This window comes from Paraburkholderia kururiensis (genome assembly GCF_034424375.1).
GTDB classification, from domain to species: Bacteria; Pseudomonadota; Gammaproteobacteria; order Burkholderiales; family Burkholderiaceae; genus Paraburkholderia; species Paraburkholderia kururiensis_A.
The window spans coordinates 6,427,932-6,453,170 of sequence record NZ_CP139965.1 but is presented as its reverse complement, the minus strand read 5'-3'; the positions used below and the strand labels follow the sequence as shown (position 1 = coordinate 6,453,170).

The window sequence follows — 25,239 nt, the reverse complement described above, 5'->3', positions numbered from 1 at the left end:
GCCGCCCGATTCATGCCACGTGTTTCTGCTCGCGAATGGCCGGTCCTTGTTCGGCGAGGTCCCAGAACAGTCCGGCCATGATCTGCAACGACTGGCGTGCGATGCTGGCAAGCAGATGCTCGTTCGGCGCGTGCTGTGAGCAGGCCGCGTACGAGTGCGGCACCCACAGCGTGGGCAAGCCGAGAATGTGCGCGAAGACGTCGTTGGGCAGCGACCCGCCCAGGTTCGGCAGCAGTGCGGGCGCTTCGCCCGTGGTGTGCTGTATCGACGCGAGGCACCAGCGTACCCACGCATCGTCGGGGTCGAGCCGCGTCGCGGCCATGCGCGTGCCGCGTTCCGAGACGTCGATCTCGGTGAAGCCGTAGGCGTCCAGGTGCTCGCGAATGTGATGCACGAGATTGGCGGTGTCCGTGCCCACGACGTAGCGCAGCTGGCAATACGCGACGGCGTGGCCCGGTATCGCGTTCACGGGCGCGTCGGGATTGCCGGTGCGAAACGCCAGTATTTCCAGCGAATTCCACGCGAACACGCGCTCCGCGGGCGTGAGGTCCGGCTCGCCCCATGCGGGATCGATCTCGGGGTCGTTCGGGCCGCCGCCCACTTCGATCGTGCGCAACGCTTCGCGCACGCTTTCCGGCAGCGTTTCGGGCAGAAGCCCTTTCACCAGGATGCGGCCGTGCGCATCGACCATCGTGGCAAGCGCGTTGGCGAGGCGAATGCCGGGGCTGCGCAGCAGCCCGCCCCAGTTGCCCGAATGATGCGCGCCGTCGCGCAGCTTGATTTGCAGCGTGAAATTGAAATTGCCGCGCGAGCCGAGAAAGAGCGTGGGGCGCGTGGCTGCCACGCGCGGACCGTCCGATGCGATGAACACGTCCGCGGCGAGCGCTTCGCGGTGTTGCGCGCACACTTCGGCGAGACCGGGCGAGCCGGTTTCCTCGCCCATTTCGATGATGGCCTTCACGTTGTAGCCAAGGCGCCCGCCGCGTGCTTCGATCACCTGTTCCAGCGCGGCGAGGTTGATCGTGTGTTGCCCTTTGTTGTCGGCCGTGCCGCGTCCGTACCAGCGGTCGCCGTCCACGACGACGCGCCAGGGCGCGAGCCCTTCGCGCCACTGCGCGTCGTGTCCCGGCACGACGTCGCCGTGCCCGTAGGTCAGCACGGTGAGCGCGGCCGGATCTTCGATACGCTCGGCGAGCAGGAAGGGGCTCTTGCCGGGCACGGGGTTGTCGACGATGCGCGACGTGAAACCGAGCGCCGCGAGCGCGGGCACCATCTGCTCGCGCAGATACGCGTAGAGCGCGGGCTGCGAATCGGGCAACTGGCTTTCGGTGCGCATGGCGACGCGCTCGTCCAGCACGCGCATGAATCGACCGTCGTCGAAGTAGGAAGTGGCCATGTCGATGGCGCGGCTACGGCTCATCGTGTCAGTCTCCAGAGAGGGGCGCTGCGTGAAGCGCGCCGGGGCTGGGCAGGCCGAGCCCCGGCACGGGCGTCAAAACCGAGGAAAGCAGCGCACGGGTGTACGGATGCGTGGGGTTCGAGAAGATCTGCTCGCAGCTGTTCTGCTCCACGATGCTGCCGCGATACATCACGGCGACGCGGTCCGCCAGATGCTCCACCACGCCCAGGTCGTGGCTGATGAACAGATAGCTGAGCCCGAACTCGGCTTTCAGATCGAGCAGCAGATTGAGAATTTGCGCCTGCACGGAGACGTCGAGCGCCGACGTCGGTTCGTCGCAGATCAGGATGGCGGGCCGCAGGATCAGCGCGCGGGCAATCGCCACGCGTTGCCGCTGGCCGCCCGAAAGCTGATTCGGATACTGCCCGTGCGTGCGCTCGGGCATGCCGACGAGGTCCAGCATGCGTTTGACTTCCGCAGCCTGTTGGGCGGCCGTGCCGCGCTTGTGAAGCCACAGCGGCAACCCGACGATCTGCGCCACTGTCTTGCGCGGATTAAGCGATGAGTAGGGATCCTGAAAAACGGGCTGGATGCGCTGCGCCAGCTGTCGCACGCCGCGCGGATCGATCTGTCGGCCGTCCACGAGAATGCTGCCCGCGGTGGGCGTGACGAGACCCAGCAGCATCTTCGCGAGCGTGCTCTTGCCGCAACCCGATTCGCCGACGAGGCCCAGCGTTTCGCCGCGATAGAGCCTCAGCGAAACGTCGTCGACCGCCTTCAATACGCGCGGTGCGCGAAAGAAGCCACGGCCCAGTTCGAAGGTGCGCGTAAGTGCGCACAGTTCGAGCGCGATGTCGCGGTTCGCGATGGCCGCCGTATTGGCCTCGATTGCGTGAGGCAGCCGGTCGGCTCGGGCGGGGATGGAGGGAAACGAATGTGCGACGGCGTTCATGACGTCACCTCGGCAGGTGCGCGCGCGGACAGCACGCAACGCGAAAGATGCTGCGCGTCCACCGCGGCAAGCGCAGGCGTTTGCAGGCACGCCTCGTGTGCCTGCGGACAGCGATTGCGGAATGCGCAGCCCGAAAATTCGCCCACGAGCGACGGCACGACGCCGGGTATCGCTTCGAGCCGGCTGCCGGGCCGCGTCTTGCCGCGCACCGGAATGCAATTGAGCAGCCCGCGCGTATAAGGGTGGCTGGGCTGCGCGAAGAGATCGCTTGCCGAAGCTGTTTCGACGATCTGCCCCGCGTACATCACGGCGACGCGATCCGCGATGCGCGAGACCACGCCGAGGTCGTGCGTGATGAAGAGCACGGCCGCCCCCATTTCCTGCTGCAACTCGCGCAGCATGTGCAGGATTTGCGCCTGAATCGTGACGTCGAGCGCGGTGGTGGGCTCGTCGGCCACGATCAGGTCGGGCTCGCACATCAACGCCATGGCGATCATGACGCGCTGGCGCAAGCCGCCCGAGAGCTGGTGCGGATACTGGCCGAGCCGCTCTGCGGCGTTCGTGACGCCCGTCCGTTCGAGCAGGTAGACCGCGCGGTCGCGCGCTGCGCGATGCGTCACCTTGCGGTGCTGGCGCAACGCTTCGCACAACTGGTTGCCGAGCGTGTACGACGGATTCAGCGATGTCATGGGCTCCTGAAAGACCATCGCAATGCGGTTGCCGCGCAGGCGGCCCATGGCGCGGTCGTCGAGCGCGAGCAGATCGGTGCCGTCGAAGGCAAGGCGCGTCGCCTGCCGCGTCGCGCGGCGCGGCAGCAGACCCATCAGCGCGAGCGACGTCATCGACTTGCCGCAGCCCGATTCGCCCACGATGCAAAGCGTCTCGCCGCGCGCGATGTGAAAGTCGATGCCGCGCACCGCGTGCAGTGTGCCGTTGGGCGTGGGCAGATCGACCCGCAGGTTTTCGACGTCGAGCAACAGGCTCATGGCGCGTTCCTTTATGAGTGATCGCCTAGCGGCCGTCGGGCGTGGTGAGGTCGCGCATGCCGTCGCCCACCAGGTTGATGGCGAGCACGGTGAGCGCAAGCGCCGCGCCCGGAATGAGGATCACCCAGGGCTGAAAGAACATGTAGGCCTTGCCCTCGGAAATCATGAGGCCCCACGACGGCATGGGCGGCGGCACGCCGAGACCGAGGAACGAGAGCGTGGCTTCGAGCAGGATGGCGTGTGCCATTTCGAGCGTCGCCACGACGATCAACGCACCCGCGATGTTCGGCAGCAGTTCGCGCAACAAAATGTACGGCATGGACGCACCTACAGCACGCGCGGCCGCGATGAATTCGGCGTCGCGCAACTGTTGCGCAACGGAGCGGGACACCACCGCGAAGCGGTCCCACAGCAACAGCCCCAGCAGCAGGATCACCGTTTTGAGCGACCCACCGATCAGCGACGACATGGCGAGCGCCACGAGCACCACGGGCATGGCGAGCCGCGTGGTGATGACGTAACTGATTGCCGCATCGACGCGTCCGCCGAAGTAGCCTGCCAGCACGCCGAGCGTGGTGCCGATCAACGCGGAAAGCGACGCCGCGCACGCGCCGATCACGAGCGAAACGCGCGCGCCGTAGAGCAGTCGGCTCAGATAGTCGCGGCCCAGCTTGTCCGTGCCGAGCACGTGCAGCCAGCTGCCGCGCGGATTCCAGACGGGAGGCAGGAGGCGGCTCGCCAGGTCCTGCGCATACGGGTCGTACGGCGCGAGCACGGGCGCCAGCGCGGCCCCGGTGACGATAAGCGCGAGCAGCACCGCGCCGAACGCAAGGCTGCGATGACCGAGCAGCCGATGCAGGGTGTGCCGGCGCGGCGGCAGGGCGAGGGCAGCGTCGGCGGCGAGTGCGGGCAGTCGCGAAGGCGATGACATGGGCGGCTCCTAGCGCGTGCGAAGGCGAGGATCGAGCGCCGCGTTGGCGACGTCGGCGAAAAACGTGAGGCCGATGTAGAACATCGCGATGATCAGGACAACTGCCTGAACGACGGGAAAGTCGTTGCGCGCAATGGCGTCCCAGGCAAGCTGGCCGAGCCCCTGCAGCGAGAACACCGATTCGATCACGACGGACCCGCCCAGCATGAAGCCGAGTTCGACGGCCGCGAGCGCGACAACGGGAATCAGCGCATTGCGCAACGCATGGCGGATCACGACGCGTGCCGGCGTGAGACCTTTGGCGCGTGCGGTGCGGATGTAGTCGGCGCCGAGTACGTCGAGCATGCCCGTGCGCGTCAGCCGCATCATGGCGGGCGTAGCGTAATAGCCGAGCGCGATGGACGGGAGTACGAAATGTTGCCAGCTGCCGTTGCCCGCCACGGGCAGCCACTTGAGTCCGACCGCGAAGACAAGGATCAGCGTGAGGCCGAACCAGAAGCTCGGCATGGCCTGGCCGATCACGGCGACGAACAGTGCGAGCCGGTCTACCCAGGTGTCGCGATACAGGGCGGCCGCTACACCGAGCGGAATCGCAACCAGCACGGCGATAGCCAGTGCGATGCCGCCGAGCTTGAGCGTGACGGGCAGCCGCTCCGCAATCAGATCGACCACCGACGACTGGAAGAAAAACGAGCGCCCGAAGTCGAGATGAACCGCATGCCAGAGCCAGTCGAGATACTGCGAGGTGACGGGGCGATCCAGCCCGAACTGGTGGCGCAGCGTTTCCACCTGAGCGGCCGTGGCTTCCGGTCCCGCGATGGCCGTGGCGAGGTCACCGGAGAGATGCAACAGCGCGAAGCTGATGATCGACACGGTCAGCGCGACCGCGATGGCAAGGGCGAGGCGGCGAAGCGTGTAGGCGAACATGGCTGGACTTGGCGGGATGTCGAATGGTTGACCGCTGCGGCGATTGCTGTCGCGCGGCTATTTCCAGGAAGCCTCGTAGAAGCGCGGCAACTCATCCGGGTATGCCTTGAAATTCAGCGACGAGGTGAATGCGTAGTTCGTGGAGTACGAGAAGAGCGGAGCCCAGTAGGCCTGTTCGCTGATACGCGCGAGCGCCTTCGAGTAATTGACCTTGCGGAGGCCCGCGTCGTTCGACGAGTCCGCGGTGTCGAGCCACTTTTCGACCGTCGCGTCTTTGGCGCTGTCGTCGGGGCCGCCCTTGAAATAGACACTCGTGAACGCGGAGACGTCGTTCACCGAGAACGAGCCCCAGGCCTGGAACGTCATGGGCGTCTTGCCCGCGCGTTGCGCGGTGCGCAGCGCGGCGTATTGCAGGTAGTGAAGCCGCGCGTTGATGCCGACCTTGCGCAGGTCGCCGATCATCGCTTCGGCGTATTCGCGTTCGCGATACGCGTAGAGGTCCGTGTCGAAGCCGTTCGGATAGCCCGCGGCCTTGAGCAGTTCGCGCGCCTTGGCCGGGTTGTACTCGTATTTCACGACGCCTGTCGTGTCGCAGCCGAACTGCGTGCGAAAGCAGGCCGAGTAGACGGGCTGACTGCCGCCGCGAACCAGATTCTTCGTGAGCGAGGCACGATCGATCGCGTAGTTCACGGCCTGGCGCACACGCACGTCCTTGAACGGCGAATTGGCTGCCGAGGTGCCTTGCGCGTCCATGGAGAGATAGCCGACGCGCATCGTCTCGCCGCTCAGCACGGTGATGTTTGACATCGACTTCAGCGAATCGGCCTGGTCCGCGGGCACGCGCCAGATCCAGTCCACCGCGCCTGTCATCAGCTGCGCCGAGCGCGTTTCCGGATCGGGAATCACGAGGAACTTGATCGTGCCGATTTTCGGTGTGCCGAGCGGGCTGCCTTTGAAATAGTTCGGATTCTTGACCATCGTCACGCCCACGCCGGGCGTGACCGCGGTAATGCGATAGGGTCCCGTGCCGACAGGCGCCTTGCTGAATCCTTCGAGCCCGACCTTCTTGAAGTACGCGGCCGGATAGATGGGCGTGGGGCCCGAGAGATATTCGAGCGCGGCGGGGAAGGGCGCCTTCAGGTTGATGCGCACCTGGTAGTCGCTGATCTTCTCGGCGTTCTTGATCCAGTCCGTGTTTTGCCGCGTCACGACCTTCGAATCGGGCGACACGACATAGTTGAAGGTGAACACGACGTCGTCCGCGGTGAAGGGGTCCCCGTTCTGGAAGCTGACGTCGCGGCGCAGGTCGAGCACGAGCGCGGTGGGCGATTCCCACTTCCATACCGTAGCGAGTTCGGGCTTGTAGGCGCCTGTAGTGGGGTCGCGGTAGATCAGCGTGTCCCACACCATGTGCGCGACGATCACGCCTTCACGCAGGTTGTTGTGATAGGGCGAGATGTTCTCGGGTTCGCTGTCCGACGCGTAGACGAGCGTGTCGTTCGCCTTGCCGGCGTACGCGCCGGGAGGCAGGCAGAGCACGACGGAAAGAGAAAGGCATCGGGCGGCGGCGAGTGCGAATGCCCGGGTGCGACGGGTCATGGCGAGGCTCCTGTGAACGCGGTGAATGTCCAAAGCGTTGCAATGACGCACCGGCGTGCCGGCGGGTCATACGACCGTGCACCAAGACTAATCTGCGAATTTTGTTGCGACTATTATGGAAACAATAAATCTGCGTTGCCGAAACGGCATGGTCCAGGTATCCCGCGGCAGCGACTGCGTTCGAAGCACAGGCAGGTCGCCCGCGAACGACGAGCAAGGGACACGATGAAACATCACCACCTTCAGGAAACGGCGCTCCGTTACTTTCTCGAAGTCGTGCGGGCCGGTTCGATCAGCGAGGCCTCCACACGCCTGAATGTTGCGGGCTCCGCGATCAGCCGGCAGATCGCGCACCTCGAGGACGTGCTGGGCACGCCGCTGTTCGAGCGGCGTTCGCGCGGCATGGTGGCGAGCGCAGCGGGGGAGATGCTTGCGGTCTATGCGTTGCGCACCGCACTGGAGGCCGACCGGCTCGTTCAGGACATCGACGCATTGCAGGGATTGCGGCGCGGACAGGTGCGGGTCGTGACATCGGAAGGGTTTGCCATCGAATTCCTGCCGCACACCATCGCGGAATTTCGCAAGAAGTATCCGGGCATCGTGTTCCATACGGCTGTGTGCCCGCCCGCGACCGTCTCGCGGCGCGTGCGCGAAGGCGAGGCCGACATCGGCGTCACCTTCAGCCGCACGCCGCAAAGCGACATCAAGATCGAGCACCGCGAGCCTGCTCCAGTGATGGCCGTGATGCGGCGAGACCATCCGCTTGCGCGCTTCACGCAGGTGTCGCTCTCGCAGCTTTGTGCATGGCCGCTGGCGTTGCCCGATACGAGCACGACGATCCGCCAGCTTTTCGACGTGGTGTCGAGCCAGCAACGGCTCGTTATCGAACCCGTGATGGTCAGCAACTACATCGTGTCGCTGCACAACTTCGCGCTGGCGTCCGACGCGGTGTCGATTTCAGGCGAAGTCACGGTTCGCTCGCGTCAGGTGCGCGGCGAGATGGCGCTGGTGCGCATCAGCGATCGCGGCATGGACGCGCGCAGCATCGAACTGCAGACGCTCGTGGGGCGCACGCTGCCCAAGGTGGTGCAGTTGTTTCTCGAGTTCCTGCGCGCACAGCTTGCCAACATCGGCGCGAAGGCGGATAGCGTTGCGTAAGTGCGCGGCCCGCACAAGGGCATTGGCCATGCGGGCGTGGGCGATGCGTTGAAGTTGCTTCGCCGTACGGCGGCTATCGCGTGGCGATGGCTGCGGCCGCGCCCGCCATCATCGTGGCGCTGGCACGGTTCGCGATTTTCACGGCGCGGCGGTTCGTCAGCAGCTTGCGCGCGCGAGCCGCGACCATGGCCCACCCGAAGTCCACCGTCATGAGCACCATCAGCATGGTGCCCGTCAGCTCCAGCCACGCCACCGTGCCCACGCGCGAGAGGTCCACGATGGTGGGCAGCAGCGCGAGATAGAACACCATGATCTTCGGATTGCCGAGCGTTACCATGAGCCCCGCCACGAACATGCGCCACGGCGACTGACCGCTCGGCAGCGCACCTTCATGCACGTCGGCGGGCGCGCGCCACATCTTCCACGCGAGATAGAGCAGGTAGGCGACGCCCGCGAACTTCACGACCATGAAGGCGAGAGCGAACGTATGCGCGAGCACGGCGAGCCCCGTCACCGCGCAGGTGAGCCACAGCGCTTCGCCAATCCACATGGCGGCTAAAAAGGGCAGCACGTCGCGTACGCCATTGGTGAGTACGCGTGCGACGAGCGCAGCGATGCTGGGGCCCGGCGAGCCGGCGGCCACGATCAGCGCGAGTGCGAATACGGACAGACCTGAGAGTGTCATCGAGGTGTCTCCATGCCGAACGCGGCCTGACTGGGCATGCGGTTATGGATACCGCTTCGAGGCCGTGGCGAAATGGTAATACACGTTGCGCGCAGGCGTCTTGCCGGGCTGGTGTGATGGTGCGGCCGGCGAGGTGCGGCCGGCGAGGTGTGGCCGGCGAGGTGCGCATTCTCGCAGCGACGTGCTTGCCTGTCCGCGAGCAAGCAACCTCTGTCCGCTCAGTACAGCTTCTTCGGCGGCAACGACCGTTTGATCTGCTTTCGCAGGCGGGCCACCGCGGCGCCTTTTTTCCGTTTGCGCTTTGCCGTCGGCGTTTCGTAGGCCATTCTGGCGCGCAATTCCTTGAGGAGGCCGGTGTTGTCGATGGAACGACGGAAGCGGCGCAGCGCGACCTCAACGGGTTCGTTCAACTTGGGGGTGACGGTAGTCAATTCTTTCCTGAGAGTGAGTTCGCGTTATGAGCCGCGGGACGTTGGCAGCGCGAGGCGCCGTATTGTTCCGCCGGCATCGAGCGACGTGTGAAGGGAGGCGAGGGCCTGCAGGGCACGCTTTGCGCCGGTGCGTTTCAGCCTTTTTCAGGCACGCGAGATTTTTCGTCGTCGCCCGGAATGAAATTCGTATTCCATCGAACGGTGCGTAGCATGGCCGCCTGCTGGAAGGCACTATACGCGTGATGGCGGGACGTGTAACGCTATTTCCTGCTCAAATTACTGCCTCTTCCGCGCTTTTCGTGCTGTTACGTTTGAGCGTTCGAAATGAGTTGACCGGGGCGCACTATCCGCGTATCGTTCGCCGCTGAAGTATTCAGGAAGTTCAATTGGTGTCGTCTCTTGTCCGCCATTTGCGCGGAGTTCGTTGTCCTCTTTCTCCCTCTTGATGCTTCCCCGTCGCCATGTGGAACGGGAATGATCAATTTATTTTTTTGAGGGATTCATATGAATACCGGTACCGTCAAATGGTTTAACGAAGGAAAGGGTTTTGGCTTCATCACTCCGGATGAAGGTGGCCCCGACCTGTTCGCGCATTTTTCGGAAATCTCCGGCGACGGTTTCAAGACGTTGGCCGAAAACCAGAAAGTGAGCTTCGAAACGAAGCGTGGCCCGAAGGGCCTTCAGGCGTCGAACATCAAGCCGCTGTAAGTCTTTCAGGCGTTTGCCGCACTCGCGGCGGACGCTGCCCCATCGCACTGTCCCACCGGTTTTCGGTGGGCAGTGCACCTCAGGTTGCATCCCCCAGGCTGGTTCTCCGATCTGAATAGATCAGCGTTCCTTTACGGAAAGGCGCGGTCCTGCACTCATGTTCAATTTCAACACCCATCATGCAAATTTCTTCCACCAAACAATACCGCGGTTATGCGGTCTCGCCGTCTGCTCACTCTTTGCCTGACGGCTGCTTTTCCTCGAACGTATTGCTCTCGCGCCCCGACGCTCATTCCGGGTCTGCGCTTTACGAGTTTTATTCCATCGGATATTTCAGCTGCGAAGAAGACGCCATCGTCTATTCTGACCGATGGGCGCGCGACTGGATCGATACACGCGGCTAACGCGTCACCACCGGCGTGAATGGCTGCCCACACGCCTCACGTTCAACTACCTCCAGTTTCCTCAGCCAAAGCGGGCATCCAGCCACTCCTGGGCCCAGTTTTTTGCGTACGCAACGGCGTCTTCGCGTACGTCGAAGCCCGCCAGATCGCCACTCAGATGAATGTCGCACGCGCTGCCGTCCACACCGTGGGTGCTGATACGTGCGTGTGCGATGTATTCGCCGTCGGCTCGACGTGGCGTGGGATCGATGGTGAATCGCGTTGAATTGAAGTGCATCTTCTTTCCTTGTCTGGCTGCTGCGGCGCCAAGGTCCGCCTTGCAAATCCACCCGTCTATTTCAGCGCAGCGGCCGAAGGGGATACATGAAACTAGATAGGTATCCGTATCGATTGCGCAAAGAACACGGCACTCAGGCTTGCAGATCGAGGACGTGCGTGTCCCGCGGGCAGGTATCGATGAGTCGTTCCGCGTAAGCCGTGGAGGCGCGCCTCGCATCGCCAGCGTTGCGGAAGGGCTTGGCGCTCGCCAGCCTGAATACGCGGCTGCGCGATACACCGTCCGCACTGCCCGGCTCCTGGATGCGCACGGCGGCGTCGAACCCTTCGTCGTAGTTGTGCCCAAACCCGGGTTCGGTTGCGCGATGCGGGTAGACCAGCGGATAGATTTCCAGTCCGCGATAGAGACGCAAACCTGTTGTCATGGGATACCTTTGATGCCGCATCAGCATGCGGCGAAACGGAGGGAGGTGTGATCGACTGGATTCAGTGTTCACACGATCAGCCGGGTTGTTCGGCCCGCGATGAAGGCGTGTGGCCGGGCCCCATTGAACAGGAGACGGCGAGGCGCCGGGAACGGACGTGGGGCAATCGACGGCCTCATGCTACGCCTATTGCCCGATTTGTACAGCGGAAATTCTGGAGCGATCGCGATCGCCGCGAAGCGGGAGAGAAGCATCGATTGCCGGCGCGCGCGCGGCGTGATGCGCGCGAATGAGGTAGCCCGCCGGCGTTCTCGCGCCGTCGTGTCAGCGGCGGCGAAATGCGGCGCGTTGTGTCGTGCCGCCGGCGCGTTCGTCTTTGTGGCGGAAATTGATTCGGCCCTTCGTCAGGTCGTACACCGAGAGTTCCAGCGTGACGCGGTCGCCCGCCAGAATGCGGATGTGATTCTTGCGCATGCGGCCGGATGCGTAGGCACCCACCACGACGCCGTTGTCGAGCGTGACGCGGTAGCGGCTGTCCGGCAGTACTTCATCAACGATACCGTCGAGTTCAAGCAGTTCTTCTTTAGCCATTCAAGGTCTTGTTCAATGGGCGCGACACCGTTTCTGATGCCTCGCTGGGGAAGATGCCGCGAGCGTTGTACAACAGGCGCTCGCACGGGAATGGAAAGCCTGCGGTCCGCTGGTGCTCCCAGCGTCCTGAATGGACTTCACGGGCGTCGCCTGTTCAGGTGGCGAGGTACGTGCGCGAGAGAACGGGAAACCGCGGCGGCCCTTGATACCGGGCCAGTGGAAGTTGGGGCGCACAGCTTTGAGGGGCGGGTATCGCCGGCCTCACTGCACGATCGTTCAAGAGGAAATTCGCGACGAACTACGCACGTTTTGTGGTGGGCTGTTCGAAGCAACTTGAGCACGTATTGTAACCGAAGAGCGTCATTTTCACCGCGCTGTGGCCCAAAGGCCCGCGGGGAGCGCCTGTGGGCGAGGGCACACAAACGGAAGACCGGTCACGCGACGAGCAAAAAAAGCGCGGCCCAATACATCGAGCCGCGCCTTTCTTGCATGACAAACCGCTTCGTATCGAAGCGGACTTCGCGTTCTGTTGCGGCCGTGGTGCTTATGCCGCCTGTTCGTCCAGCGACGGGTAGTCGGTATAGCCCGTCTCGCCACGCGCGTAGTAGGTCGCCGGGTTCGGCGCATTGAGCGGCGCATCTTCCGCAAAGCGTCGCGGCAGATCCGGATTGGCGATGAAGAGCTGGCCCCATGCCACCGCGTCGGCCTCGCCTGCATCGAGCACCTGTTGTGCAGTTTCCTTCGTGAATTTCTCGTTGGCGATGTATGGACCGCCGAACGCTTCCTTCAATACGGGGCCGAGCCGATTGTCGCCCAGCGATTCGCGTGCGCAGATAAAGGCGATCTTGCGCTTGCCGAGTTCGCGCGCCACATAACCGAACGTTGCCGCGGGGTTCGAGTCGCCCATCGTGTGGATGTCGCCACGCGGCGCGAGGTGCATGCCCACACGCGAGGCGCCCCAGACGTCGATGCAGGCGTCCGTGATTTCCAGCAGCAGGCGTGCGCGGTTTTCGATCGAACCGCCGTAGGCGTCGGTACGGTGATTCGTGCTGTCTTGCAGGAACTGGTCCAGCAGATAGCCGTTGGCGCCGTGTATTTCAACGCCGTCGAAGCCGGCAGCCTTCGCGTTTTCCGCGCCCTTGCGAAAGGCGGCTACGATGCCCGGAATTTCGTCGAGCGAGAGCGCGCGCGGCGTCACGTATTCGCGAATGGGCCGCACGAGGCTGACGTGGCCTTGCGGTGCGAGCGCGCTCGGTGCAACGGGCAGCTCGCCGTTGAGGAAGATCGGGTCCGAAACGCGGCCCACGTGCCACAGTTGCAGGAAGATCTTGCCGCCGGCTGCATGCACGGCTTCGGTCACGAGCTTCCAGCCTTCCACCTGTTCCTGCGACCAGATGCCCGGCGTATCCGCATAACCGAGGCCTTGCGGCGTAACGGACGTAGCCTCGCTGATGATCAGCCCAGCCGTTGCGCGTTCCGCGTAGTAACGGGCCATGAGCGCGTTCGGCACGCGTTCTTCACCGGCGCGCTGACGCGTGAGCGGCGCCATGATGATGCGGTTGGGCAGGGTGAGATCGCCGATCTGGATCGGGTCGAAAAGAGTTGCCATGTTGTGTTCACCTTTAGGGCGGGCACGTGGCCCGCGGCTGAGGAAAAGTGATGAAAGCGATGAAACCGACGGAAGGCCCCGGCGATACAGCGTTACCAGACAGGCCATGCGCGGCGATGCGTGCACGTGTGCTCAGAGTTCCGTATTCATGCGTTTGATAAAGGCCTTGATGACCGCGTCATTGCGCTTGAAGAACACCCATTGGCCCACGCGTTTCGACGTTACGAGCCCCGCGCGCTGCAAGGCAGCGAGATGGGCCGATACGGTGGATTGCGACAGGCCGCAGCGCGCGTCGATCTTGCCCGCGCACACGCCGTGATCGAGCGGCAGTTCCTGATCCGCGAAATGCGCATACGGATCGCGCAGCCACCCCAGAATCTCGCGGCGCACGGGATTGGCGAGCGCCTTCAGAATGGCGTCGATATCGGGAACGGCTGCTGCGGGCTTTCTCGAACTCATGAAAGTACGTACCGGTGGCACACGAAATTAGCATCGCTACGGGACGAATTTTATATCGGAAAACGACGATATATAAAGTAGCACTACTGCCGGAAGGGGATGGTGGTGTGCGATGAAATAGGACCGTCATAGGGACAGACCTTGTCGGCGTGCGAGTACAGCCTGCATGCGTCGCCCGGACCAAAGACGGAAGCACCCATATTGCCGGCCGAAGCCCGCCCGCTGTACGGCATGTACATGCAGGACCAGGGAGCGTGTCCGCCCCGAACCTCTTCGACCGGCAACTTCGCATACGAGTGCGCAGGACGAACGCCGCGTCCGCAGTTTTCTCGACGCCGCGTGTCCATCTGCATCGGAAGAAAACCGCTGGAGCCAGATGACCGACGGCGAGCGGCAGCAAGGCGTTGCCGCGTATCAGGCGTACACCGAATCGTTGAAGAAGGCAGAGGGGCTGGCGGCTCCCACCGACCGCAGCCCACCGGCACGGCGACCGTGGTGCGGGTCGGTACTGTTTCAGGACATCGCTGTTTTTGACGCCGCATTACAGCCGTTTGCTCGTGATGGCGCAGGGGACGCTGACGAACCTCCTGCCTTCTGCCGGATACGCCTTCTACAAAAAGAACCTTGACAGCGTGCCTTGCTCTATCCATCATCATGTAAATGATAATGACTTGCATTCGTATTTCATAGAAACATGCGGAGGTCGGAAAGATCATGAGCTGGGGCGACGAAGACACGCGGTTTGTCGTGGTGATGAACGACGAAGAGCAGTACTCGATCTGGCCGGAGTACAAGGCGATTCCTGCGGGCTGGCGTGCCGCGGGCAAGTCGGGTTTGAAGGACGAATGCCTTCGGTGGGTGGACGAGGTGTGGACCGATATGCGTCCGCTGAGTCTGCGCAAGGCGATGGCGCAAGCCGAAGCGCAGGCGGAAGAGGCGACGCGCGGCGCCGGAACGGCCGCCGTCTGAGCGATGCGCTTCACGACGCAAAGGGCCGCGGCCACGCCGCGCATCACGCTCGTTTGCCTGGCACACGCGGGCGGCAACGCAGCGCTCTATCGGACGTGGTCGCGCCAGTTGCCTTCGTTCACCGATGTCATGGCGATCGACTTGCCGGGCCACGGCGTGAAGCGCAACCAACCACCCCTTGCCGACTGGCCGTCCCTCATGAATCGGGTGGCTGACGACGTGGCGGGCGCGCTCGATACGCAGACACCGTTTGCCATATTCGGCCACAGCATGGGCGCTCTCGTGGGCCTCGAACTGGCTCATGCACTGCGGCAGCGCGGCTTTCCCGATCCCGTCTGGTTGGGCGCTTCGGGGACCGTTGCGCCCGCGCGTCGAGCAATCGAAACGCACTGGCTCGCGTCGGGCAGCGAGGTGCTTGTCGAGCGTCTGCGTGTGCGCGGCGGAACGCCCGCAGCCTTGCTCGACGACCACGAGTTCATCGATTTCATGCTGCCCGCCCTGCGTGCCGATTTCCATTTGTGCGGCGTGCATCCCGCTTATCTCGCCGCGCGTGTGGCCTCGGGCAGTGAGCCGCTCGATTGTGCGATCGATGTCTTCATCGGACGTGACGATCCGGCGACATGTCATGCAGCGGACGTCGAAGCATGGTCCGACGAGACGCGCGCCGGTTGTACGGTTCATCGCTTCCACGGCGGGCATTTCTTCTTGACCGACGACGCAGACGCCGTGCTGACGCGCATTGCGGACGGGCTCGCGACCGCGCTGCCGCGCGACGTAAGTGCGGCCACGCAAGCTGCGCCATCTTTCGTGAGAGAGCCTTCATGACGTCATTGACCCATACGCTCCCGCTCAAGGAACAGGTGTTCGAACGCAATGGCACGCGTCTCGCCGTGATCGAGGCGCAAGACGGTCGCTCGCTCGAAGAGAGTCTTGCGGTTCTGCGCGCACGTATCGAATCGGCGTTGTCGAGTGACGGCGGCGTGTTGTTGCGCGGCTTTCAGCCCGCGGGCGTGAGCGGCTTCGATCGCTTCGTCTCGCATTTCGGCCGTGCGCTCGACTATGAATTCGGCTCCACGCCCAGAAGCCGCATTGAAAATCGCGTCTACTCCTCCACCGACTATCCCGCCGATCAATGGATCGATCAGCACAACGAGCAGTCCTATACGCGTCATTGGCCCGCGCGCATCTGGTTTTATTGCGACGTAGCCTCGACACGTGGCGGCGCCACGCCCGTGGCCGACAGCCGGCGCGTGTACGAGCGACTGTCGCCGTCGCTGCGCCGTCGCTTCGCCGAACGCGGCGTCATGTACGTGCGCAACTATGGCAATGGTCTTGACCTGCCGTGGCAGCAGGTGTTTGGCACCACTGATCGATCGAACGTCGATCGCTACTGCCGCGAGCGTGGTATCGAATACGAATGGCTCGACGACGGCGAGGCGCTACGCACGCGCGAAGTCTGTCAGTCGGAGCTGTCGCACCCTGTGACCGGCGAGCGCGTCTGGTTCAACCAGGCGCATCTCTTCCATTTCACGAACCTGCCGCAGGGACTACGCGAAGCGCTGCTCGATGTGGTCGACGAAGACCGCTTGCCGCGCAATACCTGTTTCGGCGACGGCACACCCATCGAAGCCACCATGCTCGACGAGATTCGTGCCGTCTATCGCGACACGATGCTCTCGTTCGACTGGCACGACGGCGACCTCATGGTGCTCGACAACGTGCTGATGTCGCATGGCCGCGCGCCATACGAAGGCAAGCGCCGCGTGCTCGTCGCCATGACCGGCGAGTCCGGCGCGGGCAAGGCATAGGCCCCTATGCGGCCAACACGACCTCACGCGCTGTAGTCGAGATTGACGATGGCAACCTGGAGAACTGGAGAAGGACCCAATGACCACGCATTCCGATTCGCTTCCGCTCTTCGATTTCTCGCCGTTCGAGGGCAAGAGCGAGCACTACGTCTCGCTCATTCAGGCCTTTGCAGCGGCTGCGCCGTATCGCAGCGCGACCGTGGATGAACTCGTGCTCGACGACGACTTTCATCGCCGGCCGCTGCGTCCCGAAGACTTCGCGTTCCTGAAGTTCATGAAACCCGTGCGTCCACATAACGTGAGCCGTCTGGCGGCGCTGGCCTCGGGCCGCACGTTGATGTCGATTTACGAGCTGGACATTGCGCGTGCGCCTTCAGGCACCGGGGCCGATTCATGGCGGCGTTTCACCGAATTCCATGACGAGCACACGCGTCTGCTCGGCGCCCAGATCGCCCCTTTCCTGGAGGCCTACGCGTTCGAGTATCTGGGCAAAGACGTCGATGCACATGAGCCCGCGGATGCTGCCGGTGCACGGCTTGCCGCTATCGTGGACGGCGAGCTGGCGTTCTGGAACGACACGTTCGCGCGCCTTGTCGCGAACGACTATCTCGAAGAAGGGCTGCGCTTCGTCATGGTTCAGCGCTGGGCGCTCGCGGAGTCGAAGCGCCGTGCGCTGGCCCGAGCGCAGGCGAGCGGCTTCTTCGATCTGCTCGCTCCAGCGGAGCGTCCCACGCTGCATGCCGAGACACCCGACGACGCCCTGCTGGAACGCGTTGCGGCGGCCATGGGTGTGACGGGACGTCAGCATGCCTACTGGCAGTTCTATTTACCGACGAGCACCGCGAAATGCAATCTGCTCTATGCGCTCGCACGTCGCCCCGATCGCGCGTTCGGGCTCATCGGCGCCGCATTCGGCGCCGAGGCCGAGTGGCTCGCGTTCGGTCTCGCGCTGGAACGCGCCTGCGCCCATCTGCAGCCTGCGGGCAGGGCGCCCGGTGACGCGCAGGCGCTCAAGAACGCGCTCGTCCAGCGCGCTGCGAAAGCGCTGCGGCGCCTTGCGGTAGAAGTCGGTACGCCCGCGCACGAGCAGTGCGTGCAGGGCATCGTCGCGGCGCAGCGGCTGGCCGAACGCGCGCGCTGGGACCTCGGCGAACAACTGCGCTGGCTGTCCTCCATTCGCCGTTACGTTGCGTTCGCGCATCGCATCAGCGCGCGCATCGATGCGGAATGTCCCGACATCGATCGCGAAACCTTCGTCGAACCGATGGAGATGTGTTCGACCACCCACGTGCACAACGATCATCGGCTCGTCACGATCGAGGAAGGCGACATGCTGTTCTGGGGCAATGTCGGCATGCAGCTGGAAATGCACATCGGCGACAAGGTGCTGATTCCCGATGGCCGGCTGCACGGCTCCACCGTGACTTCGCGCGAATGCACGTACCACCAGCCCATCATTCCGGACGAGTGGGTCGACGCACTCGTCGCCGAACTCGATCAACCGGCAACCGTTTAAGCCCCTCGACAGGGCATGTGTCTTATCCACGGCGCCACATGAAAGACATCGATACGAAAGGCGTCGCTTCCCCACGATTGCAGCATCGACGTTCCCGGCCTCATGGCCCGGGAATGCCCGCGCGTAGGTCGCGCTCAACCGTGGAGCAGGAAGCGAATGATGGAAAGAGGCAATGCAGGCGCGTTCGGCGAGGTGCGGGACAGCCGCCCGGATCCCCTCGCGTTCGAGGCGGGCGATTGGCGCAGCCGTGTCATCGCGGGGCGCAGAACGGGCGCTGCGGTGTCGATTCCGGCGTGGCTCGCCACATCGTATTCGACGCTGCGCGCACAGGTGCTGGACCCGGCGTACCCGTGCTTTTTCGGCACGATAGCCGAGCGGCGCGGCGAAATGTTCTACTCGTTCGTCAACGGCAAGGACACGTGCGAACTGCCCGCGACAATGCAAACGTTCGCGACGCTCGCATCGCAGCCGCAGTACCGCAGAAACAATCTGGCCGTGTTCTTCGAACCCGACGCACAGCCGTTGTCGCACAGCGCCTACCGCGAGTTGTTCTGGGCCATCCTGCAGCAGTTGCACGACGTGGATCCCGACGCGCGAGCCGACGAGCAGCCGGACCCCATGGAAGAAGCATGGGAATTTTCATACGCCGGCGTGCAGATGTTCGTGGTCTGCGCGTGCCCTTCGTTTCGTGCTCGCCGCAGCCGCAACCTGGGGCCGGGCATGGTCTTGCTGTTTCAGCCGCGTTCGGTCTTCGTCGACACGATCACCAACAAGGTCATCGGCCGCGAGGCGCGCAACGAAGTGCGCAAGCGGCTCGATGCGTGGGACGAGATTCCGGCGCATCCCGATCTCGGTTTTTTCGGCGATCCCGGCAATCTCGAATGGAAGCAATATTTTCTCGAGGATGCGAACGTGCCCGCGGGCGATCGTTGTCCGTTTCTCAAACGCATGCGGCAGACGCATGAGCGCGACCATGCCGCCGCTGCCGCGAACACACGTGAGGAAGAGGGTGCGTAAGGGCACGTCGTGCGGAACTGGGACGGCAGCGGGCGCTGGCGCTTCCACGAAACCGCAGGCGCCTCGGGTCCGCGCGCCTCTCGTTATCAAAGGAAATACATGTCCTTACTTTGGCATCTGGTAAGCAAATCGCGTTGGGCACTGGCCGTTGCGCTTGCGGCGAGTATCGCGGGCGGCCTCGGCAATGCGGCGCTACTCGCACTCGTCAATCAGGCGCTCGGCGCGGCGCCCGCGCAGTTGGCGCGCCTGGGCTGGCAGTTTCTGGCGGTGGGCGTCGTGGTCGTTGCCATGCGCACGCTCGCCCAGTCGCTCTTCATGTGGCTGGGGCAAAAGGCGAAGGCCACGTTGCGCATGCGTACCATCCGGCGCATTGGCGACGCATCGTATCCGCATCTGGAAAAGCAGGGCGCCGCGCGCTCGCTCGCTGTGCTCACACAAGATCTGGATACGATCGTCGTGTTCTTCGTGAGCCTGCCTGCGCTTGCGATGCAAAGCGCCGTCATCGTGGGCTGCCTCGTCTATCTCGGCTATCTGTCGTGGCCCATTCTGGCGGTGGCCGTGGTTTCCATCGTGCTCGGCATGGCCGGCTTTCGCTATGCCCATACGCGTGCAATGTTTCATCTGCGCACATCGCGCAAGCGCGAGGACGATCTCGTCAAGCACTTTCGCGCGCTCTTCGACGGCGCGAAGGAACTGAAGCTGCACCGCGAGCGCAAGCGCGCCTTCATCGACGACACGCTCGAAACCAACGTCGAAGCCGTGCGCGTACAGCGCACGCGCGGTTACATGCTGTACGCGGCGGCCTCGAGCTGGGGCAACTGCATTCTCTTTGCCTTCATCGGCCTCACGCTGTTCGTGTTCGCGCGGCACATTCAGGTGGATGCGCACGTCATGTCGGGCTATGCCATTGTGTTCGTCTACATGATCATGCCCATCGAGGCGGTGCTGTCCGCTATCCCGAATCTCAGTTCGGCACGCGTGGCGCTCGAACGCATCGAACAGGTGAGCGCGGAATTGCCGCCTGAAAAATCGCTCGCGCCGGTCGCCGTGAAGCCGTTCACCTCGATTGCGCTGCACGCCGCGACGCACCGCTATTTCCGCGAAAAAGAGAACGAGGTCTTCACGCTCGGTCCCATCGATCTGGCGTTCAAACCCGGCGAGGTGGTCTTTCTGATCGGCGGCAACGGCAGCGGCAAGACCACGCTCGCGAAGATGCTGGTCGGGCTGTATGTGCCGGAGAGCGGCCACGTGCTGCTCGACGGCCATCCCGTCGACGACGCGCAACGCGACCTTTACCGTCAGCAGTTCTCGGTGGTTTTCAGCGACTTCTTCCTGTTCGAGAACCTGCTGGGTTTGCCGCAGCACGGCCTCGATGCGCTCGCGCAGCAATTGCTGGAAGCGCTTCAACTGGCCCACAAGGTACGTGTGGAAGACGGCGTGTTCTCCACGCTCCAGCTGTCGCAAGGGCAGCGCAAGCGGCTCGCATTGCTGGTCGCGTACCTGGAGGACCGGCCCTTCTACGTGTTCGACGAATGGGCCGCCGACCAGGACCCGCTGTTCAAGGACGTGTTCTACCGCCGCCTGCTGCCTGGATTGAAGGCGAAGGGCAAGACCGTGCTCGTCATCACGCACGACGACCGCTATTTTTCGCTCGCCGATCGCTACATCAAGCTCGATTTCGGCCGCATCGTCGAAGAGGGGCCGGGCGCTGCACTCGCACGCGTGCCGCTGGAAACGGCGCATTCCGCTGATCTCGCGGCGGCCCCTCAACCTGGAATGTCCGCATCATGAATGCCAACGCTTCGATCCTTGCTCTCAGACAACCGCAGCGCGAACCGATGTACGCGCTGCACGACGTGTCGTTCGCAGTAGCTGCGCGCGTGCTGCTGCAGCCGCTCACGCTGACGCTGCCCGCAGGGCGCGTATGCGGGCTCATCGGTCACAACGGCTCGGGCAAATCGACGCTGCTCAAGCTGCTCGCGCGACAACAGGTGCCCACGTCCGGTTCGCTCTCGTTCGAAGGCCGCGCGCTGCCCGAATGGGACAACCGCGCGTTTGCGCGACGCGTGGCGTATCTGCCGCAACAGCAGCCCGGCGCCAACGGCATGACGGTGCGTGAGCTGGTCTCGCTGGGCCGCTATCCGTGGCACGGTGCACTCGGCCGCTTCACGGGCACGGACCGGGACAGGGTGGACGAGGCCATGGAATTGACGGACATCGCTCACTTCGCGGACCGTCTCGTGGACAACCTCTCGGGCGGCGAGCGGCAGCGCGCATGGATCGCCATGCTGGTTGCGCAGGACAGCCAATGTCTGCTGCTCGACGAACCGATCTCGGCGCTCGACATCGCGCATCAGATCGAAGTGCTCGATCTCGTGCGCACGCTGAGCCAGCGTCGCGGCCTCGGCGTCGTAGTGGTGCTGCACGACGTCAACATGGCCGCGCGTTTCTGCGACGACCTCATCGCGCTCAAACGCGGCACGCTGCTCGCCAGCGGTGCCGCGCAGACACTCATCGAAGAAACGACGCTCGCCGAAATCTATGGTGTGCCCATGGGCGTCATGCCGCATCCGCGCGGCGGCGCGCCCATCAGCTTCGCGTACTAGCAGAAGCCGGCCGGCGCGCGAGAGAGGGCACGCCGCCGAATCCGTAGTCAGGCAGTTCATGTGCAGGCGTTCCGCAGAAGCGCCGCGCCGTTCCCCCGCAATGACGATGTTGTGCCGCGGCCCGTGCCTCCCAGGCAAGGGCCGCGGCTCGAATTCGCATGTTCTTTGCCGTGTCCCGACGAACTCGCGGCAAAACCCAGGAGGAAAGGATGACTGTGATCGAAGCGCGGCGGTCTGAGGCAACGGTTGCGAGCCCTGACGGGAACGCGTACGCATCGGCGGCCCTCGCCGTTCCGGCACACGACCTGGTCTCGGCGCTGCACGCTCATGTGGCGCAGCGCCCCGACCAGGTGGCGGTGCACTTTCTCGCGGACGGCGAATCGGATGCGCACGAACTCACCTACGCAGCGCTGCACGCCCGCGCGCGCCGTCTCGCCGCCGTCTTGCGCCGGCACGGCACGGCAGGGGATCGCGTGCTGCTCATGCTGCCGAGCGGGCTCGACTACGTCGTCTCGTTTTTCGCGTGCCAGTACGCGGGCATGATCGCGGTGCCGGCCTATCCGCCCGAGGCGCAGCACAGCGCGCATGTGGAGCGGTTGCGGCGCATGACGTCGGATTGCGCGGCGCGTATCGCAGTGCTCGACGAATCGTCGCGTGCTGGGCTGGCCGCGACCGTGGCAGGCAACGGGCTGGGCGATGCCGTGCTCGTCGATGCTTCCGCGCGCGACGTGGACCCCGCCGCGGCGTTTTGCGTCGAGCATGTCGACCCGCAGGCGATTGCGTTTCTGCAGTACACGTCGGGCTCCACGTCGTCGCCGAAGGGCGTCATGGTGGGCCATGCGAATCTGTGCATCAACGTCGCGGTGATGGCACACGCCATGGACTGCCGGCCCGGCGACCGCATGTTCTCGTGGTTGCCGCTCTATCACGACATGGGTTTGATCGCGGGCGTGCTGATGCCGCTGCTGTGCGGCTTTCCGGTCACGCTCGTTTCGTCGCTGCATTTTCTCGAACGCCCGGCACGCTGGCTGACGGGCGCGGCCAAAGAGCGGGCCACCCACACAGGCGGCCCCGACTTCGCGTTTCGGCTGTGCACCGAGCGCGTGCGCGACGCGCAACTGGATGGTCTCGACCTGTCGTCGCTGCGCGTCGCGTTCTGCGGCTCCGAGCCGATTCGCCAGACTACGTTCGATCACTTCGCGGCACGCTTCGCGTCGCACGGGTTCGACGCGCGCGCCTTCTATGCCTGCTATGGCCTGGCAGAAGCGACGTTGTTCGTCTCCGGCGTGAAGGCCGGTGCAGGCGCCGCCGAACGGCGCTTCTCGGCGTCCGCTCTCGCGAGTCTCACGCCGCTTGCATTGCCGCCTGCGCGCGCCGCGGATGCGAAGGCCGTGGTCGGTTGCGGCGGACCGGCACTGGCCCACACGTTTGCGATCGTCGACCCGAACACGCGCGAACGGCTGCCCGATGGACGTATCGGCGAAATATGGTGCAGCGGGCCGAGCGTCGCGCAGGGCTACTGGCGCAACGCGCAGGCCACGGCGGACACGTTCCTCGACGAGACGCCGGGCTTTCCGGGCCGATGGCTGCGCACGGGTGATCTCGGCTTCATCGACTCGGGCGAACTCTTCCTCTGCGGCCGACGCAAGGACATGATCGTGCTGCGCGGCGAGAACGTGTATCCGCAGGACCTCGAAGCCGTGCTGGCCGACCGCGTTCAATCGCTGCGACGCGGACGCATTGCGGCGTTTCCCGTCGAAGGCGCAGAAGGCGCGGATGGCGCCGAAGCGATCGGCGTGGCTGCCGAAGTGCCACGCGGCCGGGGCAGACGCATCGCGTCGGAGCGCATTTTCGCGGCGATCTCGAACGCGCTGGGCGAGGCATTCGGCTACGAAGTCGCGCTGATTCTGTTGCTGGAACCGGGCGATCTGCCGCGCACGTCGAGCGGCAAATTGCAGCGCAGCGCCTGCCTGAACGCGTGGCGTAGCGCAGCCGTTGTGCCGTTCGCTGTGCACGACGCGCGCCATCGCCGTCGCGACGGCGTATCGGCAGGCACGCGACGCGACGAGCCGCTCACTGCCACCGCGCGCGTTATCGCAGAGGTCTGGCGCGACGTACTCGACGTACCGTTGCCCGCACCCTCCGATGACTTCTTTTTGCTCGGTGGCCGCTCGCTGCTCGCGTTGAAGGTGGCCGCCAAGCTGCGTGAGCGATTCGCGCGTGACGTGCCGGGCGGTCTGCTGTTCGCGCACACGACACCGGCCACGCTGGGCACCGCGCTCGATGCGCGATGGGCCGCAGGCGCAGGCGACGTGCCGCCGCCCGCAGCGCTCGTGCGCCGTAGCGCGAGCGAAGCGCCGCTCTCGCTGCCGCAGGCGCGCCTTTGGGTGCTGTGGCGCCTCGATCCCGGGAGCGCCGCGTACAACGTGCCCATCACGCTCTCATTCGACGGGCCGCCCGACGTCGAGGCCACGCGTATCGCCATCGACGCACTCGTGCGCCGGCACGAAGCACTGCGTACGCGCTTCGTGGAAATGGACGACGTGCCGCGTCAGCAGGTGGTGCCCGCGGGGCAGGCGGCTTCGGCATGGACGTGGGAGGTGATCGATCTGGACGAATCGGTTTTGCAGCACGGCGCGCTCGATAGCGTGTTACGCGAACGCACGCGTGCACCGTTCGACCTCGCCCGCGGTCCGCTCGTGCGTGCGGCGCTCGTGCGGTGTGCTTCGCGACACGTGCTGCATTTCGTCATGCATCACATCGTGGTAGACGGCTGGTCCATCGACATTCTGCTGCGCGAATTCGCCGCCGCGTATCGCGCGGCGCGACGTGGCGAGACCTACGCGCCTCGGGCATTGCCGGTGCAGTACGCCGACTACGCCGCATGGCAGCGCGAATACTTCGCGGGCGACGGCCGTGCCGTGCTCGATGCGCAGCTCGACTACTGGCGCACGCGCCTCGCCGGCTACGATCAGTTCGTCGATCTGCCCACCGATCATGAGCGCGGCACGCCATGCGATCCGCGCGCCGCCTGCACACGTCTGCGCATTTCGCCTGCGCTCAGTGCGCGTCTCGAAACACTCGCACGCTCGGAGCATTCGACGCTCTTCATGGTGCTGCTCGCGGCCTTCTATGCGCTGCTTTATCGCTACAGCCACGCGCGCGACATCGTGGTCGCGGTGCCGGTGGCGGGCCGCGACCGCATGGAAACCGAGGGCTTGATCGGCTTCTTCGTGAACACGCTCGCCATGCGTGCCTCGGTAAAGGGCTCCGATTCGTTCGCCACGCTGCTGCGCGCGGTGCGCGACGACAGCATCGAGGCACAGGCCAACGCGGACGTGCCGTTTGATCGCGTGGTGGCCGCGCACGGCGAGCGGCGCGAACACGCGGGCGCGCTGGCCGCGCATCCGCTCGCGCAGATCAAGTTCGTGCTGCACGAGGAATTTGCCGCGTCGCTCGATCTGGACGGCGTGCGCGGCGCGCTCATCGACACCGATGCCAATGCCATCGAAGCGCGTTTCGAACTCGCGCTCGACGTACTGCGCCGCGGCGACGAAGGGCTCGATTGCGTATTCGCCTACGCCGCCGCGCTCTACGACGATGCGTTCGTCGCACAGTTCGCGGCGCACTACGTGGCGCTGCTCGACGAGGCATCCGCGCAGCCTGCGCGCGCGATCGCGCAATTCAGCCTTGGCGAATGCGAACAGCGCCACACGGAACCCAACATCGGGCGGGACAGCGCGGCGCAGCCCGCTGCCGGCGCGTACCAGCACTAAGGATGGG

Annotated in this window: 24 protein-coding genes and 1 pseudogene; 12 read left to right on the top strand and 13 right to left on the bottom strand. The window is 64.5% G+C overall.

Features of this window, described 5'->3' with window-relative positions:
- Positions 1-10: 10 nt before the first annotated feature.
- From U0042_RS28755 to U0042_RS28730, 6 genes are read right to left on the bottom strand one after another with little or no spacing between them, the layout of a single operon-like run.
- Positions 11-1,420, bottom strand: coding sequence for a M20 family metallopeptidase (locus tag U0042_RS28755; RefSeq protein WP_114811380.1), 1,410 nt, complete (start codon positions 1,418-1,420; stop codon positions 11-13).
- 4 nt (positions 1,421-1,424) lie between these two features.
- Entirely contained in the window at positions 1,425-2,351 is a 927-nt protein-coding gene (locus tag U0042_RS28750; protein ID WP_114811381.1) for an ATP-binding cassette domain-containing protein, read from the bottom strand.
- A complete protein-coding gene (locus U0042_RS28745; protein ID WP_114811382.1) occupies positions 2,348-3,337 on the bottom strand; it encodes an ABC transporter ATP-binding protein in 990 nt (329 codons plus the stop codon). Before U0042_RS28745 ends, U0042_RS28750 begins: the two co-directional genes overlap by 4 nt.
- Positions 3,338-3,362: 25 nt before the next feature.
- Positions 3,363-4,268, bottom strand: a complete 906-nt coding sequence (locus U0042_RS28740) for an ABC transporter permease (protein ID WP_114811383.1) — start codon at positions 4,266-4,268, stop codon at positions 3,363-3,365.
- Positions 4,269-4,277: 9 nt separating this feature from the next.
- Positions 4,278-5,195 (bottom strand): ABC transporter permease, encoded by a 918-nt coding sequence (locus tag U0042_RS28735; protein WP_114811384.1) that lies wholly within the window; start codon positions 5,193-5,195, stop codon positions 4,278-4,280.
- A 57-nt stretch (positions 5,196-5,252) separates the two neighbouring features.
- Positions 5,253-6,794 carry an ABC transporter substrate-binding protein gene (locus tag U0042_RS28730; protein WP_114811385.1) on the bottom strand — a complete coding sequence of 514 codons (1,542 nt, stop codon included), beginning with the start codon at positions 6,792-6,794 and terminating at the stop codon, positions 5,253-5,255.
- 225 nt (positions 6,795-7,019) lie between these two features.
- On the opposite strand from U0042_RS28730, the gene U0042_RS28725 reads away from it, so the two are divergent.
- Positions 7,020-7,952: a LysR family transcriptional regulator gene (locus tag U0042_RS28725; protein WP_114811386.1), complete on the top strand. Its 933-nt coding sequence runs from the start codon at positions 7,020-7,022 to the stop codon at positions 7,950-7,952.
- A 73-nt stretch (positions 7,953-8,025) separates the two neighbouring features.
- Here U0042_RS28725 and U0042_RS28720 read toward each other — a convergent pair whose 3' ends face one another.
- Together U0042_RS28720 and rpsU are read right to left on the bottom strand one after the other, a co-directional pair.
- Positions 8,026-8,637 carry a LysE family translocator gene (locus tag U0042_RS28720; protein ID WP_114811387.1) on the bottom strand — a complete coding sequence of 204 codons (612 nt, stop codon included), beginning with the start codon at positions 8,635-8,637 and terminating at the stop codon, positions 8,026-8,028.
- Between the two features lie 218 nt (positions 8,638-8,855).
- A complete protein-coding gene (gene rpsU / locus U0042_RS28715; protein ID WP_114811388.1) occupies positions 8,856-9,068 on the bottom strand; it encodes a 30S ribosomal protein S21 in 213 nt (70 codons plus the stop codon).
- Positions 9,069-9,572: 504 nt separating this feature from the next.
- Here rpsU and U0042_RS28710 point away from each other — a divergent pair.
- Entirely contained in the window at positions 9,573-9,776 is a 204-nt protein-coding gene (locus U0042_RS28710) for a cold-shock protein (RefSeq protein ID WP_017777519.1), read from the top strand.
- 179 nt (positions 9,777-9,955) lie between these two features.
- The gene (locus U0042_RS28705; protein ID WP_114811389.1) at positions 9,956-10,180 is read left to right on the top strand and encodes a hypothetical protein; all 225 of its coding nucleotides are present in this window, start codon (positions 9,956-9,958) and stop codon (positions 10,178-10,180) included.
- A gap of 61 nt (positions 10,181-10,241) precedes the next feature.
- On the opposite strand, the gene U0042_RS28700 is transcribed toward U0042_RS28705, so the two are convergent.
- The 5 genes from U0042_RS28700 to U0042_RS28680 all read right to left on the bottom strand — a co-directional run bounded on the left by U0042_RS28700 (position 10,242) and on the right by U0042_RS28680 (position 13,540).
- A complete protein-coding gene (locus U0042_RS28700) occupies positions 10,242-10,457 on the bottom strand; it encodes a hypothetical protein (RefSeq protein ID WP_114811390.1) in 216 nt (71 codons plus the stop codon).
- Between the two features lie 133 nt (positions 10,458-10,590).
- Positions 10,591-10,881, bottom strand: coding sequence for a hypothetical protein (locus tag U0042_RS28695; protein ID WP_114811431.1), 291 nt, complete (start codon positions 10,879-10,881; stop codon positions 10,591-10,593).
- A gap of 324 nt (positions 10,882-11,205) precedes the next feature.
- Positions 11,206-11,472 carry a translation initiation factor IF-1 gene (gene infA / locus U0042_RS28690; protein ID WP_114811391.1) on the bottom strand — a complete coding sequence of 89 codons (267 nt, stop codon included), beginning with the start codon at positions 11,470-11,472 and terminating at the stop codon, positions 11,206-11,208.
- 544 nt (positions 11,473-12,016) lie between these two features.
- Positions 12,017-13,081 carry an alkene reductase gene (locus U0042_RS28685; RefSeq protein ID WP_114811392.1) on the bottom strand — a complete coding sequence of 355 codons (1,065 nt, stop codon included), beginning with the start codon at positions 13,079-13,081 and terminating at the stop codon, positions 12,017-12,019.
- Positions 13,082-13,213: 132 nt separating this feature from the next.
- Entirely contained in the window at positions 13,214-13,540 is a 327-nt protein-coding gene (locus U0042_RS28680; protein WP_114811393.1) for an ArsR/SmtB family transcription factor, read from the bottom strand.
- Between the two features lie 376 nt (positions 13,541-13,916).
- Between U0042_RS28680 and U0042_RS30010 the strand changes: the two are divergent.
- The 9 genes and pseudogenes from U0042_RS30010 to U0042_RS28635 all read left to right on the top strand — a co-directional run.
- Positions 13,917-14,044: pseudogene (locus U0042_RS30010) on the top strand (YciI family protein); the annotation flags it as partial.
- Positions 14,045-14,254: 210 nt separating this feature from the next.
- A complete protein-coding gene (locus tag U0042_RS28670; protein WP_114811394.1) occupies positions 14,255-14,509 on the top strand; it encodes an MbtH family protein in 255 nt (84 codons plus the stop codon).
- A 3-nt stretch (positions 14,510-14,512) separates the two neighbouring features.
- Positions 14,513-15,334: a thioesterase II family protein gene (locus U0042_RS28665; RefSeq protein WP_114811395.1), complete on the top strand. Its 822-nt coding sequence runs from the start codon at positions 14,513-14,515 to the stop codon at positions 15,332-15,334.
- Positions 15,331-16,317 carry a TauD/TfdA family dioxygenase gene (locus U0042_RS28660; protein ID WP_114811396.1) on the top strand — a complete coding sequence of 329 codons (987 nt, stop codon included), beginning with the start codon at positions 15,331-15,333 and terminating at the stop codon, positions 16,315-16,317. The genes U0042_RS28665 and U0042_RS28660 overlap by 4 nt, the downstream gene beginning before the upstream one ends.
- Positions 16,318-16,396: 79 nt before the next feature.
- Complete coding sequence (locus tag U0042_RS28655) at positions 16,397-17,833, top strand: peptide synthetase (protein WP_114811397.1); 1,437 nt, start codon at positions 16,397-16,399, stop codon at positions 17,831-17,833.
- A 159-nt stretch (positions 17,834-17,992) separates the two neighbouring features.
- Entirely contained in the window at positions 17,993-18,850 is an 858-nt protein-coding gene (locus U0042_RS28650; RefSeq protein ID WP_114811398.1) for a YqcI/YcgG family protein, read from the top strand.
- Between the two features lie 99 nt (positions 18,851-18,949).
- The gene (locus tag U0042_RS28645; RefSeq protein ID WP_114811399.1) at positions 18,950-20,641 is read left to right on the top strand and encodes a cyclic peptide export ABC transporter; all 1,692 of its coding nucleotides are present in this window, start codon (positions 18,950-18,952) and stop codon (positions 20,639-20,641) included.
- Positions 20,638-21,456 carry an ATP-binding cassette domain-containing protein gene (locus U0042_RS28640; protein WP_114811400.1) on the top strand — a complete coding sequence of 273 codons (819 nt, stop codon included), beginning with the start codon at positions 20,638-20,640 and terminating at the stop codon, positions 21,454-21,456. Before U0042_RS28645 ends, U0042_RS28640 begins: the two co-directional genes overlap by 4 nt.
- 209 nt (positions 21,457-21,665) lie before the next feature.
- Complete coding sequence (locus tag U0042_RS28635) at positions 21,666-25,232, top strand: condensation domain-containing protein (RefSeq protein WP_114811401.1); 3,567 nt, start codon at positions 21,666-21,668, stop codon at positions 25,230-25,232.
- Positions 25,233-25,239 lie beyond the last annotated feature (7 nt).

Coding starts and splice junctions, on each gene's coding strand:
- U0042_RS28755 (WP_114811380.1), bottom strand. CDS start 1,420: ATGAGCCGTAGCCGCGCCATCGACATGGCCACTTCCTACTTCGACGAC.
- U0042_RS28750 (WP_114811381.1), bottom strand. CDS start 2,351: ATGAACGCCGTCGCACATTCGTTTCCCTCCATCCCCGCCCGAGCCGAC.
- U0042_RS28745 (WP_114811382.1), bottom strand. CDS start 3,337: ATGAGCCTGTTGCTCGACGTCGAAAACCTGCGGGTCGATCTGCCCACG.
- U0042_RS28740 (WP_114811383.1), bottom strand. CDS start 4,268: ATGTCATCGCCTTCGCGACTGCCCGCACTCGCCGCCGACGCTGCCCTC.
- U0042_RS28735 (WP_114811384.1), bottom strand. CDS start 5,195: ATGTTCGCCTACACGCTTCGCCGCCTCGCCCTTGCCATCGCGGTCGCG.
- U0042_RS28730 (WP_114811385.1), bottom strand. CDS start 6,794: ATGACCCGTCGCACCCGGGCATTCGCACTCGCCGCCGCCCGATGCCTT.
- U0042_RS28725 (WP_114811386.1), top strand. CDS start 7,020: ATGAAACATCACCACCTTCAGGAAACGGCGCTCCGTTACTTTCTCGAA.
- U0042_RS28720 (WP_114811387.1), bottom strand. CDS start 8,637: ATGACACTCTCAGGTCTGTCCGTATTCGCACTCGCGCTGATCGTGGCC.
- U0042_RS28710 (WP_017777519.1), top strand. CDS start 9,573: ATGAATACCGGTACCGTCAAATGGTTTAACGAAGGAAAGGGTTTTGGC.
- U0042_RS28705 (WP_114811389.1), top strand. CDS start 9,956: ATGCAAATTTCTTCCACCAAACAATACCGCGGTTATGCGGTCTCGCCG.
- U0042_RS28700 (WP_114811390.1), bottom strand. CDS start 10,457: ATGCACTTCAATTCAACGCGATTCACCATCGATCCCACGCCACGTCGA.
- U0042_RS28695 (WP_114811431.1), bottom strand. CDS start 10,881: ATGACAACAGGTTTGCGTCTCTATCGCGGACTGGAAATCTATCCGCTG.
- infA (WP_114811391.1), bottom strand. CDS start 11,472: ATGGCTAAAGAAGAACTGCTTGAACTCGACGGTATCGTTGATGAAGTA.
- U0042_RS28685 (WP_114811392.1), bottom strand. CDS start 13,081: ATGGCAACTCTTTTCGACCCGATCCAGATCGGCGATCTCACCCTGCCC.
- U0042_RS28680 (WP_114811393.1), bottom strand. CDS start 13,540: ATGAGTTCGAGAAAGCCCGCAGCAGCCGTTCCCGATATCGACGCCATT.
- U0042_RS28670 (WP_114811394.1), top strand. CDS start 14,255: ATGAGCTGGGGCGACGAAGACACGCGGTTTGTCGTGGTGATGAACGAC.
- U0042_RS28665 (WP_114811395.1), top strand. CDS start 14,513: ATGCGCTTCACGACGCAAAGGGCCGCGGCCACGCCGCGCATCACGCTC.
- U0042_RS28660 (WP_114811396.1), top strand. CDS start 15,331: ATGACGTCATTGACCCATACGCTCCCGCTCAAGGAACAGGTGTTCGAA.
- U0042_RS28655 (WP_114811397.1), top strand. CDS start 16,397: ATGACCACGCATTCCGATTCGCTTCCGCTCTTCGATTTCTCGCCGTTC.
- U0042_RS28650 (WP_114811398.1), top strand. CDS start 17,993: ATGGAAAGAGGCAATGCAGGCGCGTTCGGCGAGGTGCGGGACAGCCGC.
- U0042_RS28645 (WP_114811399.1), top strand. CDS start 18,950: ATGTCCTTACTTTGGCATCTGGTAAGCAAATCGCGTTGGGCACTGGCC.
- U0042_RS28640 (WP_114811400.1), top strand. CDS start 20,638: ATGAATGCCAACGCTTCGATCCTTGCTCTCAGACAACCGCAGCGCGAA.
- U0042_RS28635 (WP_114811401.1), top strand. CDS start 21,666: ATGACTGTGATCGAAGCGCGGCGGTCTGAGGCAACGGTTGCGAGCCCT.